This window comes from Actinocrinis puniceicyclus (assembly GCF_018283645.1).
Taxonomy (GTDB): Bacteria; Actinomycetota; Actinomycetes; order Streptomycetales; family Catenulisporaceae; genus Actinocrinis; species Actinocrinis puniceicyclus.
The window spans coordinates 37,492-55,425 of sequence record NZ_JAGSXH010000032.1 but is presented as its reverse complement, the minus strand read 5'-3'; the positions used below and the strand labels follow the sequence as shown (position 1 = coordinate 55,425).

The 17,934-nt window shown below is 70.4% G+C and carries 8 protein-coding genes and 2 pseudogenes; 1 reads left to right on the top strand and 9 read right to left on the bottom strand.

Going from position 1 to position 17,934, the window contains the following annotated elements; all coding sequences use genetic code 11:
- The 9 genes and pseudogenes from KGA66_RS11655 to KGA66_RS30010 form a co-directional block, all read right to left on the bottom strand.
- Positions 1–2,134, bottom strand: a 2,134-nt coding sequence (locus KGA66_RS11655; protein ID WP_211467654.1) for a fatty acyl-AMP ligase, incomplete at its 3' end; no start/stop codon positions are given.
- A 48-nt stretch (positions 2,135–2,182) separates the two neighbouring features.
- Positions 2,183–3,838: a D-alanine--poly(phosphoribitol) ligase gene (locus tag KGA66_RS11650; RefSeq protein ID WP_211467652.1), complete on the bottom strand. Its 1,656-nt coding sequence runs from the start codon at positions 3,836–3,838 to the stop codon at positions 2,183–2,185.
- Positions 3,835–5,886, bottom strand: a complete 2,052-nt coding sequence (locus KGA66_RS11645; protein WP_211467650.1) for an aminotransferase class I/II-fold pyridoxal phosphate-dependent enzyme — start codon at positions 5,884–5,886, stop codon at positions 3,835–3,837. The genes KGA66_RS11650 and KGA66_RS11645 overlap by 4 nt, the downstream gene beginning before the upstream one ends.
- Positions 5,883–6,143 (bottom strand): acyl carrier protein, encoded by a 261-nt coding sequence (locus KGA66_RS11640; RefSeq protein WP_211467648.1) that lies wholly within the window; start codon positions 6,141–6,143, stop codon positions 5,883–5,885. The genes KGA66_RS11645 and KGA66_RS11640 overlap by 4 nt, the downstream gene beginning before the upstream one ends.
- Before the next feature lie 685 nt (positions 6,144–6,828).
- Positions 6,829–9,483 (bottom strand): glycoside hydrolase family 2 TIM barrel-domain containing protein, encoded by a 2,655-nt coding sequence (locus KGA66_RS11635; RefSeq protein WP_211467646.1) that lies wholly within the window; start codon positions 9,481–9,483, stop codon positions 6,829–6,831.
- 168 nt (positions 9,484–9,651) lie between these two features.
- A pseudogene (locus KGA66_RS32070) lies at positions 9,652–9,927 on the bottom strand (cellulose binding domain-containing protein); the annotation flags it as partial.
- Between the two features lie 207 nt (positions 9,928–10,134).
- Positions 10,135–11,409, bottom strand: a pseudogene (locus KGA66_RS11630) (right-handed parallel beta-helix repeat-containing protein); the annotation flags it as partial.
- A 747-nt stretch (positions 11,410–12,156) separates the two neighbouring features.
- The gene (locus tag KGA66_RS11625) at positions 12,157–14,154 is read right to left on the bottom strand and encodes a cellulose binding domain-containing protein (RefSeq protein WP_211467642.1); all 1,998 of its coding nucleotides are present in this window, start codon (positions 14,152–14,154) and stop codon (positions 12,157–12,159) included.
- 15 nt (positions 14,155–14,169) lie between these two features.
- A complete protein-coding gene (locus tag KGA66_RS30010) occupies positions 14,170–15,600 on the bottom strand; it encodes a family 43 glycosylhydrolase (RefSeq protein ID WP_246507540.1) in 1,431 nt (476 codons plus the stop codon).
- An 852-nt stretch (positions 15,601–16,452) separates the two neighbouring features.
- Here KGA66_RS30010 and KGA66_RS11615 point away from each other — a divergent pair.
- Positions 16,453–17,907, top strand: coding sequence for a glycosyl hydrolase 53 family protein (locus KGA66_RS11615; protein WP_211467640.1), 1,455 nt, complete (start codon positions 16,453–16,455; stop codon positions 17,905–17,907).
- The last annotated feature ends 27 nt before the right edge of the window (positions 17,908–17,934 follow it).

Here is a 17,934-nt window from a genome sequence, read left to right as displayed (position 1 = left end):
GACCTGCGGGGACGGGGGCGGCGGCGCGGGGCGCAGCGGCCACGGCCGTGGGCTTCATCCCAGTGTCCTGCGTCACATCGACGCCGAGTTGCGCGCGCAGCGTGTCGATGCGCCCGGTGACCAGGAGCGCGCCCAGATCGATCCGGGCGGCGAACCGCGCTTCGAGGTCGCGTACCGCGCGCACCAGGCCCGGGTAGTCGACGCCCAGGTCGGACAGGCCGCTGCCGTCCGTCAGCGCCGCCGGCTCGATGCGGCGCCCGAGCGCGTCGCCGAGCGCCTGCGCGATCGCGCCGTCGACCTGCTCGCGCCGCCGCTTGACGGCGCTGCCGGGCCCTTCGGCCGCCGGCGCGGCGCCTTCCCGGGCGACGCTGGCGGCCAGCACGGTCAGGCCGAGCTCGAGGAAGTCGCGCTTGCAGCCGTGCCGCTGGATCTTGCCGCTGGTGGTCTTGGGGATGGTGGCCCGCTTGAGCAGCAGCACGGCGTGCGGGGAGACCTCGTGCTGTTCGAGCACGGCTGCGCGCACGGCCGCCAGCAGCGCGGCCGGATCCCGCGGCCGGGCGTCGGCCTCGAAGGCCAGCACCATCTGCTCGGTGTCGTCGAGTTCGACGGCGAACGCGGCCGCGGCGCCGGGGCGCACTGCGGGCGCGGCCTGCTGCACGGTCAGCTCGACGTCCTGCGGGTAGTGGTTGCGGCCCTGGATGATGACCACGTCCTTGCTGCGGCCGACGATGTGCAGCTGTCCTTGGCGCAGGAATCCCAGGTCGCCGGTGCGCAGATACTCGCCGCCCGGCTCGCCCTCGATGGCGGCGTGGAAGGTCTCGCGGGTCGCGTCGGGCCGGCGCCAGTAGCCGCGGGCGATGTTCGGTCCGGCGAGCCAGATCTCGCCGATGCGGTCGGCGGCGGCGCGCCGGCCGGTTTCCGCGTCGACGATCGCGACGCGCACGTCCTCGACCGGGGCTCCGCAGCCGACCAGCCGCGTGGCGGCCCGGGCGGGGCCGGCGGCCGGCTCGACCCGGCCCGTGCCGAGCGGCTCGGCGGCGAACGGCGTGATCGCGGGCGGGTCGGCGGCCTCGACCCCGGTGGCCATCAGCGTCGCCTCGGCCAGGCCGTAGCAGGGCATCAGGGCGCTGCGGCGAAAGCCGGCCGGCCCGAAGTACTCGGCGAACCGGTCCAGGGTGTCGGCGCGCACCGGCTCGGCGCCGTTGAGGGCCAGCCGCCAGCCGCTCAGGTCCAGCGTGTCGCGCTGCGCTGGGGTGACCCGGCGCAGGCAGTGTTCGAAGCCGAAGTTGGGGGCGACGCTGGTCGAGGCGCGGGTGCGCGAGAGGGTCTGGAGCCACAGCAGCGGGCGCGCCACGAAGGTCATCGGGGCCATCAGGTGCGCCGGGAAGCCGCCGTAGAGCGGGGAGAGGATGCCGCCGATCAGTCCCATGTCATGGTAGGGAGGCAGCCAGGAGACCATGGCGCTGTCCCGGTCGTGCCGCAGCCGCAGGTGGATCGAACGCAGGTTGCTCACGAGGTTCGCGTTGCTGACCATCACCCCCTTGGGCTCGGCGGTCGAGCCCGAGGTGTACTGGAGGAAGGCGAGCGAGCCGCCGGTGTCCGCCGGCGCCGCGCCGGGCTGCGGCCAGCGGTCGGCGGCCGCGTCGTCGAGCGGGTCGGTGGCGACCCAGCGCAGCGCGCCGAGGCCGAGTTCCTCGATCTGCTCGCGCTTGGTGGCGGCGAACCGGGCCAGCGCGTCGGTGGTCAGCGCGTGGGTGGCGCGGGCGTCGCGGGCGATCGCGGCCAGGCGGGGCATGCTCTGCCCGAACCGCTGCGTGTCCGGCGGGTATGCGGGTACTGCGATCGCCCCGGCGTAGAGGCAGCCGAGGAAGCAGGCCACGTACTCCAGGCCCGGGGGCAGCAGCAGCAGTACCGGCCGGCCGCGCAGCCCCTCGGCGGCCAGGTGCACCGCCACGGTGCGCGCGCGCCGGTCGAGCTGCCGGTAGGTGTACGAGTGCGCGTCGTTGTCACCGGAGCCGGACAGGAAGCGGTAGGCGAGCGCGTCGGGCCTGTGGCGCAGGTGGTGGCGCAGCAGGCCGGCGACGGTGTCCGGCTCGGATCCCTGCCAGTGCTCTTCGATCGGGTCTAGCGTCATGGTCGGCTCCGTGACGTGAGGTCGGTTCCCGGCGGGTGGGCAACGCGGTTACGGCTGCGAGCCGAGGCGGCGGTAGTCGGTCTTGCCGTTGGCGTTGCGCGGCAGGTCGTCGAGGCGGGTGGCCAGGTGCGGGACCATGTACGGGGGCAGATGCAGCGCGCAGTGCCGCTTGATCTCCAGCAGGCTCGGCGCGGCGGCGCCGGGTCGCAGCGTGAAGTACAGCGCCAGGCGGGTCGCGCCGCCCTCGCCGACGGTGACGGCCGCGGCGGCGGCGATGTCGGGATGCCGCAGCGCGGCCGCCTCGATCTCGCCGAGTTCGACGCGGTAGCCGGAGAGCTTGACCATGCGGTCCTTGCGGCCGCGGTACACCAGCCGCCCGTCCTCCCAGCTGACCAGGTCGCCCGTGCGGTGGCGGCGCACCCGGTGGTCGTGCGCGGCCGGTTCGCCCTCACGCCGCCAGTAGCCGGGGGTGACGCAGTCCCCTTCGACGACGAGTTCGCCGAGCGCGCCGGGCTCGCCGGCCTCGGCGACCGGGCGGTCGTCCGCGTCCAGCACGGCCAGCCGCGCGCCGCTGATCGCCGTGCCGATCGGCACCGGCTCGGCCCGGTCCAGGTCCGCCGCCCGCACCCGGTGGTACGTGCACACGTTGGTCTCGGTCGGGCCGTACAGGTTGTAGAGCGCGCAGTGCTCCGGCAGTACGCCGGCCAGCGCACGCAGTTGCGCGATCGGGAAGACCTCGCCCGCGAACAGCACGTAACGCAGGGATTTGACGCCCTCGGCGGTCAGCGCGCCCGAGGCGGTCAGCAGGTGCAGTATCGAGGGCACCGAGTACCAGACCGTGACGGCGTGCTCGCGGATACCCGCGGCCAGGGTATTGACATCCCGGGTCGCCGCGTCGGGCACGATCCACACCGCCGCGCCCACGGAAAGCGCGGTGAAGAGGTCGAAGGTGCTCAGGTCGAAGTTGAAGGACGCGTGGTTCGCGAACACGTCCCCGGGTCCGACCTCCAACTCGGCGCGGGCCCAGCCGACGAAGTTGGCCAGGTTGCGGTAGGAGATCTGCACGCCCTTGGGCGTGCCGGTGGAGCCGGAGGTGTACAGGATCGCGGCCAGGTCGTCGGGCGCGGCGGCGGCCGGCGGCTGCGCCTCGGCCTCGGCCTCACCCTGGGCCGCCCCGGTCAGCGCGGCCCAGGATCGCAGCGGCACCGGCGCGCTTGCGGGGTCGTGAACGTCGGCCTCTCGCCTCGGGCCCGCCTCCGCGTGCCCGACCGCTTCGCCGTCTTCGTCCCCATCCGCGTTCCCGTCCTCGTCCGCGTCGGTGACGATCACCGCGCGGACGCAAGCAGGAAGCTGTTGTCCCGTCAGGTCTGCCAGGTGGGCCCGGTCGGTGAACACCGCGACCGGCTCGGCGTCGGCGAGGATGGTGTGCACTCGCGCCGCCGGCTGCTTGCCGTCCAGCGGGACGTAGGCGCAACCGGTGTGCAAGGCGCCGAAGATGGCGGCGGCGTAACGCGGGCTCTTGCCCATCCAGATCGCCACGCGGTCGCCGTGCGCCGCGCCGAGGCCGCGCAGTGCCCGGCTCAGCGCGCTGACCTGCGCGGCCAGCTGCGCGTAGGTCATGGTCTCCCGGCCGACCAACGCGGGGCGCGCGGCCTGCTGCGGCGTGAGCGCGGCGGGCAGGTGAAGCAGGGCCGTGTCGGTCATCGCAGGGCCGCCCGGGACTGCCGTTGCGCGGGCAGCACGCCGGTCTCGCACGCGGCGTCGACGAAGATATCAGCGGCCTGGTTCAGGTCCTGCTCGGTGTGCTCGCTGGTGACGCTGACGCGCAGCCGGGCCTGGCCGAGCGGGACCCCGGGGAATACCACGGTCTGGCAGAACAGGCCCCGGGCGCGCACCGCGCGGCCCAGTTCCATCGCGGCCCGCTCGTCGCCGACGACGATCGGCAGGATCGCGCTGTCGCTGTGCTCCAGGTCGAATCCGGCCTGCAGCAGCCGGCCCCGCAGCAGCCTGATGTTGGACCACAGGGTTCGGATACGCTCCGGTTCGGCCTCGATCACGTCGATCGCGGCGATCAGTCCCGCCGCGACGCCCGCGGGGATGGTCGCGGCGAAGACGTACGAGTCCGCGTAGTAGCGCAGGTACTCGATCACGTCCTCGTCGCCGACGACGAAGCCGCCCATGCCGGCCAGGGTCTTGCTCATGGTGCCCAGTTCCAGGTCGACCTGGCCCTTGAGGTCGAAGTGCTCCGCGGTGCCGGTCCCGCGCGCGCCGAGCACCCCGGTGGCGTGCGCGTCGTCGACCAGGACGCGCGCGCCGTAACGCTTGGCCAGCCGCACGATCCCGGGCAGTTCGCAGATGTCGCCGTGCATGCTGAACACCCCGTCGGTGACGATCAGCGTGCCGGTGCCCTGGCCCTGGCCTCGTTCCAGGACGCGCTCCAGGTCGGCCATGTCGTTGTGCTGATAGATGCGGCGCGCGGCGCCGGCCAGCCGGCCGCCGTCCACGATGCTCATGTGGTTGAGCTTGTCCACGGCGAGCGTGTCGTAGTTCTTGACCAGGGCCGCGATCGTGCCGAGGTTCGCCGAGTAGCCGCCCGGGAAGACGATGCAGGCTTCACGCTGCTTGAACGCGGCGAGGCGCCGTTCGAGCTCCTTGTGCAGCACGTTGGTGCCGCCGATCAGGCGGCAGCCGGTGTTGGTGGCTCCGTAGACCCGGGTGGCGTCGCAGATCGCGTCGATGACGTGCGGGTGGTTGGCCAGCCCCAGGTAGTTGTTGGATGCGAACATCAGATATTCGCGGGTGCGCCCGGTCAGCTCGTCGTGTATCACGGCCCGGTTCTGGCAGCGCGACTGGAGCGGCATGCCGTACCAGTACAGCTGCTCCCGTTCGCGCTGACGCCGGTAGGCGCCGAAGCTGCGGGCCTTGGCGAACAGGTCCGGGTCGCGCTGCTCGACGAAGTCCTTCATCGAGCGCGGGTCCCAGGGGCCGCCCACGGCGCCCGGGAGCGCGGCGGGTTGGGGCGCGCGTTCGGGCCGCGGCTCGGTTCGGTGTTCGGGGCTCGTCTCCGGCCGGGCCGCGGGCCGGTATCCGGACCCATACTCGGTCCGGTGCGCGTTCTCGTACTCGTACTCGTATTCGGATCCGGCTTCCGGCACGCGTGCCGGTTCCGGGCGGCGCGCGGGCGCGGGCGACGGCGCGCCGGCCGGCCGGGTGCCGGTCAGCTGGTCGGCGAGCTCGCGCAGGGTACGGGCGGTCAGCGCGACCGCGGCGCTCTGCGGCAGATCGAGGGCCCGGCGCGCGTCCGCGGCGATCGCCGCGAGCACCACCGAGTCGATGCCCAGGTCGCCTTCCAGGTCGGCTTCCGGGTCCAGGCGGTGGCGCGGATAGTGGGTGTGCGCGACGGCCGCGGTGAGCACCGCGTCGAGTACCTCGTCGGCCCCCGGCCGGCTGACCGGGGCGGGTGCGTTCAGCGCCCCTGCGTCCACGGCCAGTTCGACCGCGTCGGCCAGCTCGCGGATGGTCGCGGGCCCGCGCGGCGCGGCGGCGCCGTCGGCGAGGCCGAACTGCTCGCGCACCTCGGCGAGGATCGATTCGAGCACGACGGAGTCGATGCCGAGTTCGCCCTCCAGGTGGCTGTCGGGCTGGAGGTGGGCGGTGTCGTACAGGGTGTGCATCGCGATGATGTCCACGACCCTGCGATAGACCGCGGACGGGGCGGCAGCGGGGGCGTCGAGGCTCGCCGTGCCGGTCATCGCAGGCTCCCGCTCTCCGCGCGCAGCCGCTCGACGAGGGCCGCGATGGCGCCCACGGTGCGGAAGTTGTCCGGCGCGACTTCCCGAAGCGGCACGGTGACCCGGTACTCGGACTGCACGTAATGGACGAGGTCGAAGATCTCGGTCGAGTCGATGATGTTCAACTCGAGCAGGGGCACGTTCTCGTCCAGCCCGGCGGCGTCGCCTTTCATCCAGGTGTCGGCGATGTAGGTGAGCAGTGACTGTGCGATCGTCATGGGCTCCTCGATCCGGTGTTCCTCGGTGCGCTGCGGTCGGGGCGAGGCAGGTCGGGCAGCTGGTGCTGCGGGTCGTCGCGTGAGCCGGGCCGAGGACGCGGGGAGCGCGGTGCGGTGCCGTGACACCTGCTGCTTTTGCCGCGGCGCGCCTGCTCCCGAGCGACGCCTGCTCCCGCTCGACAGGGTCCGCAGGGGTGTCCTCGATTCCCGTGCAGGCAGCCAGCGTCGCGGAGTCGCCTGACCAATCGCTGACCTGTTGCTGACCGGCCGCGCGCGAGGGCCGCCGGTTTGAAGTCACAGCGGGGAAGGCGCGCCGGCGCCCGGTACTCACCGGGAGGCTTCCGGCCGGCGCTGCGACGCGTCGCCGAGAGCCGGCGGGCGTTCAGCCGAGAGGGGTGATCCAATGGTCCGCGAACAGCGGGTGAACCGGCTGCGGCCCTGACGCCGTCCCGGAAGCGAGGACGGCGCGAGCACGACGCGAGCACGCGGTATCGGCCGGCGAACTGGCGGACGCGGGCTGCCGGGGAGTCATTGCAGCCCGCATCCGCCTACGGTGTCTGGCGAACGCGGGCGGGCACTGACACAGCACACGCACGGGCACAGACACGCGCACAGACACAGACGCGCACGGGCACGCGCACCGGTCGTCGGTGGTTCAGAGTGCGCGCGCCCGGTCGTCGGTGTTTCAGTTGCAGCTTCCGGTGCAGGGGACGAATGGCGCGGTGGAGCCCGTGATGGTGGTGGTACCGAGGGTGAGTCCGTTCGCGCTGGCGGTGAGCGTTATGGTGCCCGCGCCGGTGGCGCGCACGAGTGCGTAGGCGATGCCTTGGTCGGCCTTGCGTACGTTGCCGCGGAAGCTCTCCTCGGTCTGGCTGCCGCTGTCGACCGCGACGATCACGCCGGGTCCGCTGATGGTGAAGGTGATGGGCGCGGAGGAACCGGTCACGACCCGGCCGGAGGTGTCGGCGATGGTCGCCTTGACGTAGTCGACGTCATTGACGTCCGTGGACACCGCGGCGTGGTCGGGCGTGAGAAGGACCCGGGCGGCGGCGGTGCCGGTCGGCGGCGGGGAGGTATGGGGCGCGCCCCAGGTGGCCTGCCAGGAGTAGCCGATGGACCGCACGGTGCCGACCGCGTCCATCAGCCCGGCGGTGCTGCCCACGGTCGGCCACAGCCCGTCGGCCTCACCGAGGTAGTCGGCGCCGGTCCAGAGGAACTCACCGATCAGGCCGGGGTTGTTCTGCACCGTCGTCCAGTCGGATGTGCTGGTGCCCATCTCGGTGAGCAGCCCGGGACGCTGCGGGGACATGCTCATGGCCTGCAGCACGTCGTTGGGCCGGTAGTTGCCGCCGAACACGTCCAGGGTGGTGCGGGTGGCGCCGGTGACGTCGCCGCTGTCGGCCGGCCGGAAGAGGGCCTGGGTTAACGGGCGGGACGGGTCCAGCGCGTGGCAGATCGACACCATCTTGGTCAGCAGCGGCTCACGCGTCGCGAGGGAGTCGCGGATCTCGTTGCCGGCGCTCCACATCACGACGCTGGGGTGGTCCCGGTCGCGCATGACGATGCCCGTGGCGTCGACCTGGTACCAGGGCACTGATCCGGTGGCGCCGGGCACCGCCGGGGTGCCGGTGGGCGCGGAGGCGGTCCGGTTGAAGTAGGTCGCGTAGTCGCCGGCGTCGGTGTACTTGTGCTGGGTCCAGGTGTCGAAGAACTCGTCGAGGACCAGGAAGCCCATCTTGTCGGTCAGTTCCAGGAACGCGGGGCTGGGCGGTTCGTGCGCGGTACGGATCGCGTTGACGCCCAGGGTCTTGAGTTGCGCGAGGCGCCGCTGCATCGCCTCCTGCGGGGCGGCCATGCCCAGGGCGTGATAGTCCTGGTGGATCGCGACGCCCTTGAGCTTCACGCCGTGGCCGTTCAGGCTCAGTCCGATCGACGCGCTGAAGGTCAGGGAGCGGATGCCGACCGGCGTGATGTCGTCGTCGACTTCGGCACCGCCCACCATGACGTTCGTCGCCAGCGAGTACATATTCGGGCTGGAAAGGTCCCACAGCCTCGGGTTGCTCACCGGGATGTCGTAGCTGAAGCTCGCCGAGGCCCCGGCCGCGATCGTCTTCGCGGCCGTGGTGACCGCGGGCAGAGCGTTGCCGCTCGGATCCCTGAGCACGCCCTGCACGCTCACGCTCGCTGGCGCGCCGCCGCTGTTGACCACCGTGGTCTGCGCGTGGACCGTGGCGGCGGAAGTGCTCACGTTCGGCGTGGTGACGTAGGTCGCCCATTGGTCCACATGCACCGGGTCGGTGGCGATCAGCCGCACGTCGCGGTAGATCCCGGCGCCGGTGTAGTACCGCGAGGCCGGCTCAAGGCTCGTGTCGGTCTTGACCGCGATCACGTTGTCCGCGCCGGCGAACTTCACCGCGGAGGTGATGTCGTAGCGGAAGCCGGTGAACCCGTTGGGGTGGGTGCCGATGAATGCGCCGTTGACGTACACGCTGGCGTCGGCCATCACGCCGTCGAACTCGATGTACACCCTGCGGCCGGCCGGCACGCCGGCGAGCGAGAAGTGCTTGCGGTACCAGCCGATGCCGGAAGGCAGGTAACCGTCGCGGCCGGTGGTGGGCGCCGACTGCGAGAAGGGGTCAGCCGGCGGGTTCGGGCCCTCGATGCTCCAGTCGTGCGGCACGCTCAGGCCGCGCCAGCCGCTGTCGGCGTATGAGGCGGCACTCGCGCCGCTCGCGTCACCGTAGTGGAACAGCCAGCCGGGGTCGAAGTCGGTGACCATGCGCGACTGGCCGGGGCCCGTCGCGGTGCCGGTGGGCGTCGGGGTGGGCGACGCACTCGGCGTCGCCGTGGGCGTCGAGCTCGACGGCCCCGGACTGGAGACCGTGCCGGTGCACGTGGTGCCGTCCAGGGTGAAGGAGGTCGGGTCACCGGGGTAGGCGGAGCCGGTGTAGGTACCGTTGAAACCGATGCTGGCACTGGCGTTCGTGCCCAGCGAACCGTTGTAGGGGACGTTCGTCGCGGTCACGTTCTGGCCCGCCTGGCTGTAGCTGGCGCTCCAGCCCTGGCCCACCGCCTCGGTGCCGGGCAGGGTGAAGCCGAGCGTCCAGCCGGTCAGCGGCGAGGCGAGGTTCGTCACCGAGATGTTCGCGGTGAAACCCCCCGACCAGGAGTTCGCGGTATACGAGACCTGGCAGCCGCTCGCAGCGCTCGCGGCCGTGGTGAGGGTCAGCGTGGCCAGCCCGCTGGTGACGAGCACGGAAGCGATCGCGGCGGCCATCCGCCTGCGCGCCGGCGGCGCCGCGCCGAACCGGCGGACCGGGCGCCCGGTGGGTCCTGACATGGTTTGCGTTCTTCCTTTTCTGGGAGCTGATCGCGCAGTGCCGCGCCCCGGCCGACGCGCCCGATCCTGTCTCGGGACGCGTCCGGGCACAGGGCGCGGCACGGGCTGGCGGTCACGGGCTGGCGGTCACGGGCTGGCGGTCACGGGCTGGCGGTCACGGGCTGGCGGTCACGGGCTGGTGCAGGTGAGGGTCGGGATGGAGGGCGAGCCGGTGGCGGTGAACCCGAAGGTCGTCGACGCGCCGGCGGACAGCGAGCCGTTATAGGAGGCGTTGGTCACCGTCACCGCCGATCCGCTGCTGCTGAGCGTGCCGTTCCACAGCTGGGTGACGGCCTGGCCGCTGCTCAGCGTCCACTTCACCGTCCAGCCGTTGATCGCCGCGCCGCCCGCGGTCACCGTCACCAGCCCCTGGAACCCGCCCGGCCAGGAATTCTGGGTCTGATACGCCGCCGCGCACGCGCCGGCCGGGGGCGCGCTGGTCGGCGACGCGGACGGGCTGCTCGACGGGCTGCTCGACGGGCTGCTCGACGGGCTGCTCGACGGGCTGCTCGACGGGCTCGGCGACGCGGACGGGCTGCTCGACGGGCTGCTGGACGGGCTCGGCGACGCGGACGGGCTGCTCGACGGGCTCGGCGACGGTGAACCCGACCCGGTTTCGAAGGCGCCGAGGTCCGGTGCCGAACCGTTGTAGGGCAGGCCGACGTTGACTCCCCTGTCGATCAGGGTGCTGCCAGCGGCCAGGTGCAGGTAGGGCAGCGCGGGCAGGGAACCGTCCGCCTGGCGCGCGGCGTTCCAACCGGTCGTCGACACGCTCTGGAACTGCGCGTTGGACATGGTCACGTTCAGGTTCCAGGAGTTGTACGAGGCGTTCGTCCCGCCCATGTTCGAGGTCAGGGTGCCGCCGTAGGCGATGTTGTTTCGCAGGGTCCCGATGCCGATCGCCGCGCCGGACGAGGAGATGCCCAGCATGTTGAAGTCGGGGTGGTTGGCGTAGCCGGTGTTGTTGAAGAAGTCGTCGGCCACGGTGTGGTGGTTGGCGTAGAACCCGGAGGCGGAGTTGTCGAACGCGACGCTGTCCTCGACGGTGTGCTTGACGCCGTTGGAGACGTACACCCCGCCGTAACCGCCGGCCTTGAATCCGTTGCCGTTGCCCGACGGCGCCGGCGTGGTGCTCTCCGGCAGGTAGCCGTTGCGCCAGGACCACGAGTCCTGGATCGTCACCGACGAGTAGGCGTTGATCAGGTCGAACCCGTCATCCGAGTTCCACCAGGCGCGGTCGCCGCGAAAGACGTTGCCGGGATGGTTGGCGGAGATGTGCGCACCGAAGCCGTCGGCGTTCTGCCCGGCCCCGTCCGAGCTGTGCGGGTCGTAGTTGTCGTGCGAATCGCAGTTGAGCACCAGGTTGCCGCCGCCGTTCTGGATGAACAGGCCCGGCCCCATGTTGTTGTGCAGGTTCAACTGTTCGAAGACGTTGTCGCTGCCGGTGATCCAGATCCCCCAGGACTCGTGGTTCAGGCTGTTGTTCTGCGGAACCCCCTGCACTTCCAGGCCCTTGAGGTGCACGTAGCTGCCGGTCACGTCGAAGCCCTTGATCCGGCAGTCGTCGCTCACCCTCGAGAAGTCGAAGACCGGGTGCTCGCCGGGATAGGCGAAGTAGTTGATCGGATTCCCCGACGCGCCGCTCTTGTTCACGGTGATCGCGTTCACGATCGCGGTCTGGCTTGAGCAGCCGGTGTCCGCATGCGTGTACGTGTACGTACCGCCGCGGAAGTAGACCGTGTCGCCGGGCTGGGCGATCGATTGCGCGTGCGCGAACGACGCCCAGGGGGCGGACATCGTCCCCGCCGCGCTGTCACTGCCGCCCGGCGCGACATAGTAGCTCGCGCCGGCCGCGCTGCTCACGCCCGCGGTCCCCGCGACCAGCAGACCGGAACCGGCCGCGACCGCGCCGGCCAGCAGCGCCCGGCGAATCAGCGCTCTTACCTGGGTGCTGCCGTGGCCCCCGCCGCGGGATTCGATGTTTCGTTCTGACACTGTGATCAGGCTCCTTTGACTACGACAGCGCGTGAAGCAGTGTGTTGCCGGCGAGCACACCGAACCGGCGGTGGCGCCGCCCGGGTGGACCGGCGAATCCGGGGGCGGTGACGGGGCGACGTTCGCGCCACGGTTACCGCGAGCGTTCCCATGCCTCGCGCATGGCTGAAGCGTGAACATCAGCGGGCCGGCTTCAAACGAGCCCAGGGCCTCAACGGCGCCCCCTGCACCACCCGGTGAGACGTGACTGCACCGAATGGGATCGCTCCCAGCCTTCTTGACGAGGCTTGAGTTTGGTTACCGGCCGCCGGACTGTCAATCGCCAATCAACGCCCCAGCCGCCTGGAGGGTGGTCGGCGATTCCGGGCGCCGGCGCCTCCTTACCGGGTTGACCTGGCCTGGAAACAATGCCTGCGGCATGGTCGGACGCGACGCGCGGCGAAACGGAGATGAAACTTGCATGTGAGGTTTCGACCGCTTTCGATGTCGCTTACTGTTCAGCGTTGTCAAGGCAGACGCGCCTTTACGCTGGGAGCGATCCCAAACTGGTAAGCCCTTTTCACGCTGCCGCCGAAGGCGCTGCCCCGGCCCGACGCCGGGTCCGTCAGCGTACCGACGGACCCCGCGCGCACGATCGGACTAGCCGGTCTTGACCAGGTCGAAGTCGTCGGCATACACCCAGTTGCCCGCGTTCGCATCGCAGGCCACGCCGACTTGGATCGTTCCGTCGGTCACGGTGATACCGGGGATGCTCACCTGCGTCCAGCCGCCGATGGGCTGGCTGATCGAGCGGTCCAGCTCGCTGCCGCCGAAGTTCCTGGCGAGCAGGTTCGCGCTCTTCTGGCCGCCGCTGCTCTTGATCCAGGCTGAGAGCGTGTAGGTGCCGTCGGGCAGGGAGATGTTCTGGTAGATGTCGGCGGTGTAGCCGGAGGAGGAGTACTCCTGCATCGACCAGCGGCCGGTGTGCCCGCCGAGGTGGTTGCCGACGTTCGCGGAGCCGGTCCATCCGGCCATCGTGCTCTGCGAGACCCGGTCGGCCTCAATGCTCGGATTCAGCACGTAGTTGTTGCCGGCCCCCACGGACCAGGTGCCCGCGGCGGCGTCGAGGTTCCACTGGCTGAGCGAATGGAAGGTGGGGGTGGTGCCGTTGAAGGTGACCGGCAGCCACTGGTTGTAGCCGATGCCGTTTCCGGCGAAGTCACTCCAGCGGTCGCCGCCGAAGACGACGAACGACCCGGCGGAGCCGTTCACCGCGATCGCCAGGCCGGTCTGCGTCACATGCGAGAAGTCGGCGTCCGTGCCCTGCATCACGAACTCGGCGGAATACGAGCTGTCCACCTTCGAGGAGGTGATGCAGTAGGTGTGGGAGGCGTTCCAGCCGTGCAGGTCGGAGGAGCAGAAGTAGTAGGTTCCGGCGTGCTTGAACATGATGTTGCCCTCGCGCCCGCCCGAGGAACTGTTGTAGATGTTCGAGGCGGGTTCGACCTGCAGGAAGTCGGAGGGCCGCAGCCGTGCCACGTACAGGTTGGCGCGGCCGTTCTTGTTGCTGAACGCCAGGTAGGCCTGCCCGTCGTCGTCGACGAAGACCGACTGGTCGCCGGACATGCCGGTGGAGACGTTCCCGATGCTCGACTGGGTGCCCGCGAGGGCGAAGCGACCGGTCGGCGTGCCGGCGGTGGCGAACATCAGCCCGCTGCCCAGCTGGGAGACCAGCACGTACTTGCCGGTGTTGGGGTTGTGCGCGACGCCGATCCGGCCGACCCAGCTGCCACCGCCCACGTCCGAGGCGGTCATCACGTCGCCCTCGAACTTCCAGTGCACCAGATCCGTGGAGGAGTAGCAGGTGATCGCGTTGAAGGAGACGTCGCTGTTCTTCCCTGCGGCGGGATTGTCGTAGTAGGTGACCGCGCCGTTGTACTTCGCCCCGTACCAGTAGTACGTGCCGCCGACCTTCAGCACTCCCCCGCCCTGGGAGTAGATCGGGTTGCCGGAGGTGTCCTTCCAGAAGACATCGTTCTGGAGCGTCGCCGCGGCGGAACCTGAGGAAGGCGTGGGGCTAGGGCTCGTGCTAGGGCTCGGGCTCGTGCTCGGACCTGAACTTTCCGTGGGCGTGGGCGTGGGAGTCGGCGTCGAAGCACCCGTAGGCGTGGGGCTGGGCGTCGCCGAAGCCGTGGCGACCGCGCCGGTGCACGTGGTGCCGTCCAGGGTGAAGGAGGTCGGGTCACCGGGGTAGGTCGAACCGGTGTAGGTTCCGTTGAAACCGATACCGGTGTTGGCGTTGGTGCCCAGCGTGCCGTTGTAGGAGACGTTCGTCGCGGTCACGTTCTGGCCGGACTGGCTGAAGGTCGCGCTCCAGCCCTGGCCCACCGACTCCGTGCCGGGCAGGGTGAAGCCGAGCGTCCAGCCGGTCAGCGGCGAGCCGAGGTTCGTGATCGATACGTTCGCGGTGAAACCCCCCGACCACGTACTGGTGGTGTACGAGACCTGACAGCCACTGGCGGCGCTCGCGGTCGTGGTGAGGGTCAGCGTGGCCAGCCCGCTGGCGACGAGCACGGAGGCGATCGCGACGGCCGTCCGCCTGCGCGCCGGGGGCGCCGCGCCGAACCGGCCGACCGGGCGCCCGGTGGGTCCTGACATGGTGGGTGTCCTCTCTTACCCGAGCGTCCATTGCTGGTTGCCGCCGCCGTTGCAGGTCCACAGCTCGACCGGCGCGCCGTCAGCGCTCGAGCCACCGGTGACATCGAGGCAGAGCCCTGACTGCACGCCGGTGACCGTGCCGTTCGAGTTGAGCTGCCACTGCTGGTTGCTCCCGCCGTTGCACGACCAGATGATCGCCTCGGTCCCGTTCGTCGTGCCCTTCTTGTTCGCGTCCAGGCAGAAGGTGCTTCCCCCGACGGAGACGGTCAACTGGCCCGCGGAGGTGTGCGTCCAGGTCTGGCTCGCGCCGCCGTCGCAGGAGTAGATCTGCATCTGCGTACCCTGCGTCGTGGTGCCGTTCGGGTCGTCCAGGCACTTGCCGGCCGCCACGGCGTGAAGTTCTCCCGTACTGCCGCCTCCCGCGCCGCCGGTGCTCCCGTTCACCACGGTCGGCCAGCCGGTCGAGCCCCAGGCCAGATGGTCGAGGCCGAGTTGCGCGGTGCCGTTCAGGTTGGCGTCGTAGTAGTGGTAGACGAGCACGTCGCCGTCGCTGTCGTGCATGACGCTCTGCCCGCCGGGGCCGATCACGTAGTCGTGAGTGCCCAGGATCTGGGTTCCGCCGCCGGAGGTCGAGGCGACGCCGCTCTCGTCGGTGAAGGGGCCGGTCGGGTTGGTGGCGCGGGCGACCATGATGCGGTAGGTGCTGGCGGTGCCCTTGCAGCAGTAGTCGAAGGAGGTGAACAGGTAGTAGTAGCCGCCGTGCGGGTAGATGTAGGCGGCTTCCAGCGCATCAGGGCTCGGCCGCTGCGCGATGCTGTAGCGGGTGGTGTTGCCCGCCGACTGCTTGCCGGTCGCCGGATCGATCTGGATCATCTTGATCCCGGACCAGAACGAGCCGAAGGACAGCCACCAACGCCCCGAGCCGTCGACCGTGAGGGCGGGGTCGATCGCGTTGTAGTCGCCGCCGGACTGCGACGAGTAGACCAGGCCGTGGTCGCTCCAGGAGCCGGGAGCGCCGGTGCTGCTGGTGGCCAGGCCGATCGCCGAGTGGTTGGAGCCGAAAGAGGAGACGGCGTAGTAAAGCCAGTACACGCCGTTGTGGTACGAGACATCCGGAGCCCACAGGTCGTTCCAGCCGCCGTAGGCCGTGGCCCAGCCCGCACCGCCGGGCAGCACCTGACCGTCGGCGGACCAGTTCTTGCGGTCGGTGGAGGTGCTGATCTGGATGCCGCCGCCGGTGTAGTACAGGTAGTAGCGGCCGTCGGCGGTCTTCACCATCGACGGGTCGTGCGCGTACGTCGAACCGGAGATTGTCTCAGGGTACGGATACGAAGCGGCCGAAGCGGCGGTCGTCAGGCCCGGAACGAGGGCGAGTGCGCTGAGCACGGCGCCGCCCAGCAGCGCTGCGCCACCGCGCAGCAGCCCGGGTCGTCGCGGAACATGCATGGGTCACTCCTGATCTGTGAAAGTGCCGGAACGGTAAGACCTGTGCTGAGGCGCGCTGGCGAGCACCGCCGCTCCCGCGGAACGGGCGTCGGTGGCAGGAGCCCGCGGACGACGTCCGCGGGCTGCGAGGCGCGCGCCCGTATCCCTCGATCGCAGCGGAACGAGACACCACCGCGGCCCCGCCCTGACCAGACCCCGGACCTACCGCCGGCCACCGATTGTTAGCGTTAACATCCGGCGGCGCGGCGGTACACGGTGATAATCGGCTCGTCGTGAGGCTCGGGGCCCGCCTGCAAATCAGGGGCCGAGGCTCTGCCGGACGGTGCCTCACCTCGCGCGGCCTGTCAACCGCCCCCGCGTCCATGCCGGGCCCGCTGCGGGCCCGCGCGACGGCGCGGTGTGAGATCACGGTGCGCGGCAGAAGCGATGTGACGACGTCCGGCCGCCGCGCACGATGCTCGTTCCCGCTCGTCGTCGCGCCGGCTGGAGCGGTCCGGGTGGCGGGCGACCAGAACCGGGCCCGCGATGTTCGACTCGCCCGACCGGAATCCGAGCACGGCGCGACGTCGCAGGCCGGCCTGAAAGTTACGCTCGCCCCGCCCCTTTCCGCGCGCCCGCGGCCCGGTGCGGCGGCCGCTGGGATCGCTCCCACAATTCAAGTTCGACCCTTGTTGCAAGTTTCAGCAATCTGAGACCTGTGGGAGTTGTGCGGGCTCCGACGTCTTGCCAGTCCAGTTCCCCTGGTGCCACACTCCCGGCGAAACGACGGCGCGCCGGGCGAGGAAGCATGCTGCGAAGCAGGTCCTCGCTCCCCCACAGTTCTGGGAGCGTTCACAGTAACCGGGAGACATCATGAGTGAGCTGTCCATCAGCAGACGGACTCTTCTGCGGGCCACGACCCTCGGCGCCGGCGCGCTGACGCTCGGGCAACTGGCTTGCGCACGCCCGGCCGCGGCGGCGGCGGCGTTCTACAAGGGCGCGGATGTCAGCTGGGTGCCGCAGATGGAGGCGCAGGGTTACTACTGGCTCGACGCCGGCGGCGTGCGGCGGGACATTCTGACGATCCTCAAGGGTTACGGCCTCTCGGCGATCCGGCTGCGCACCTTCGTCAATCCGTCCAGCGACCCGGTCAACGGGCACTGCAGCATCAACGAGACCGCGGCCATGGCGGTGCGTGTCCGGGACGCCGGGATGGCGGTCAACATCGACTACCACTTCAGCGACACCTGGGCCGACGAGGGCCATCAGTACGCGCCGGCGGCGTGGGCGAACATGAGCTACAGCCAGATGCTCTCGGCCATGAAGAGCTACGTGAACAGCAGCATGAACGTGATCAAGAATGCCGGGGTGACCCCGACCTGGGTGCAGATCGGCAACGAGATCAACTCGGGAATCTGCCACCCGGTGGGCACCAGCTCGATCCCGGCGCAGATGACCGGGCTGCTCAACGCCGCCTACGACGAGGTCAAGCAGGTCTTCCCCGGCGCGATCGTGATGATCCACCTGGCCTCCCCGCAGCGCTCCTCGGTCCCCGCGTTCTTCAGCGCCTACAGCTCGCACGGCGGCAAGTGGGACATGAACGGCTTCTCCTCGTACGGCAGTGCCGACCTGGCGGCCGGCCTCGTGGCCGACATGAAATCGGTCTCCGACGCCTACGGCAAGCCGTTCATGCAGGTCGAGGTAGGCGGCCCGGCCAGCAGCCCGTCCGGCACCGAGACCACCGTGGAGAACTATCTGACCGCCCTGGTCAACAGCGGCGGTCAGGGCTGCCTGTACTGGGAGCCGGAGGTCTACTCCCCGTTCACCGGCTACGGCATGGGCGCCTGGGACTCATCGACCCGGGAACCGACCGCCATCATGAACGCCTTCACCGCCGTGGGCGGTGGCGGAGGGGGCACGACCCACGTGCTGCTGCGCAACGCGCGGACGGGACTGTGCATCGACGGAGCGGGCCTGACGTCCAACGGAGCGAACGTGGAGCAGTGGAGCGAGACCAACAGCACCAACCAGCAGTGGTCCGTCGAGAGCGACGGCTCGTACGTGCGGATCAGAAACCGGGCCACCGGCCAGTACATCGACGGTGCGGGCGCGACCTCCAACGGAGCACCAGCCGAGCAGTGGAGCGACACCAACAGCACCAACCAGCAGTGGACCCAGGTCGCCGACGGCGGCAACGTGCGGTTCCGCAACCGCGCCACCGGCCTGTACCTCGACGGGCTGGGCAACACCGCGAACGGCTCAAACCTCGGTCAGTGGGCTGACACGGGCAGCACCAACCAGCAGTGGACGGCGATCGCGGCAAGCTGAGCGCCTGACATAAGGGATCGAACACGC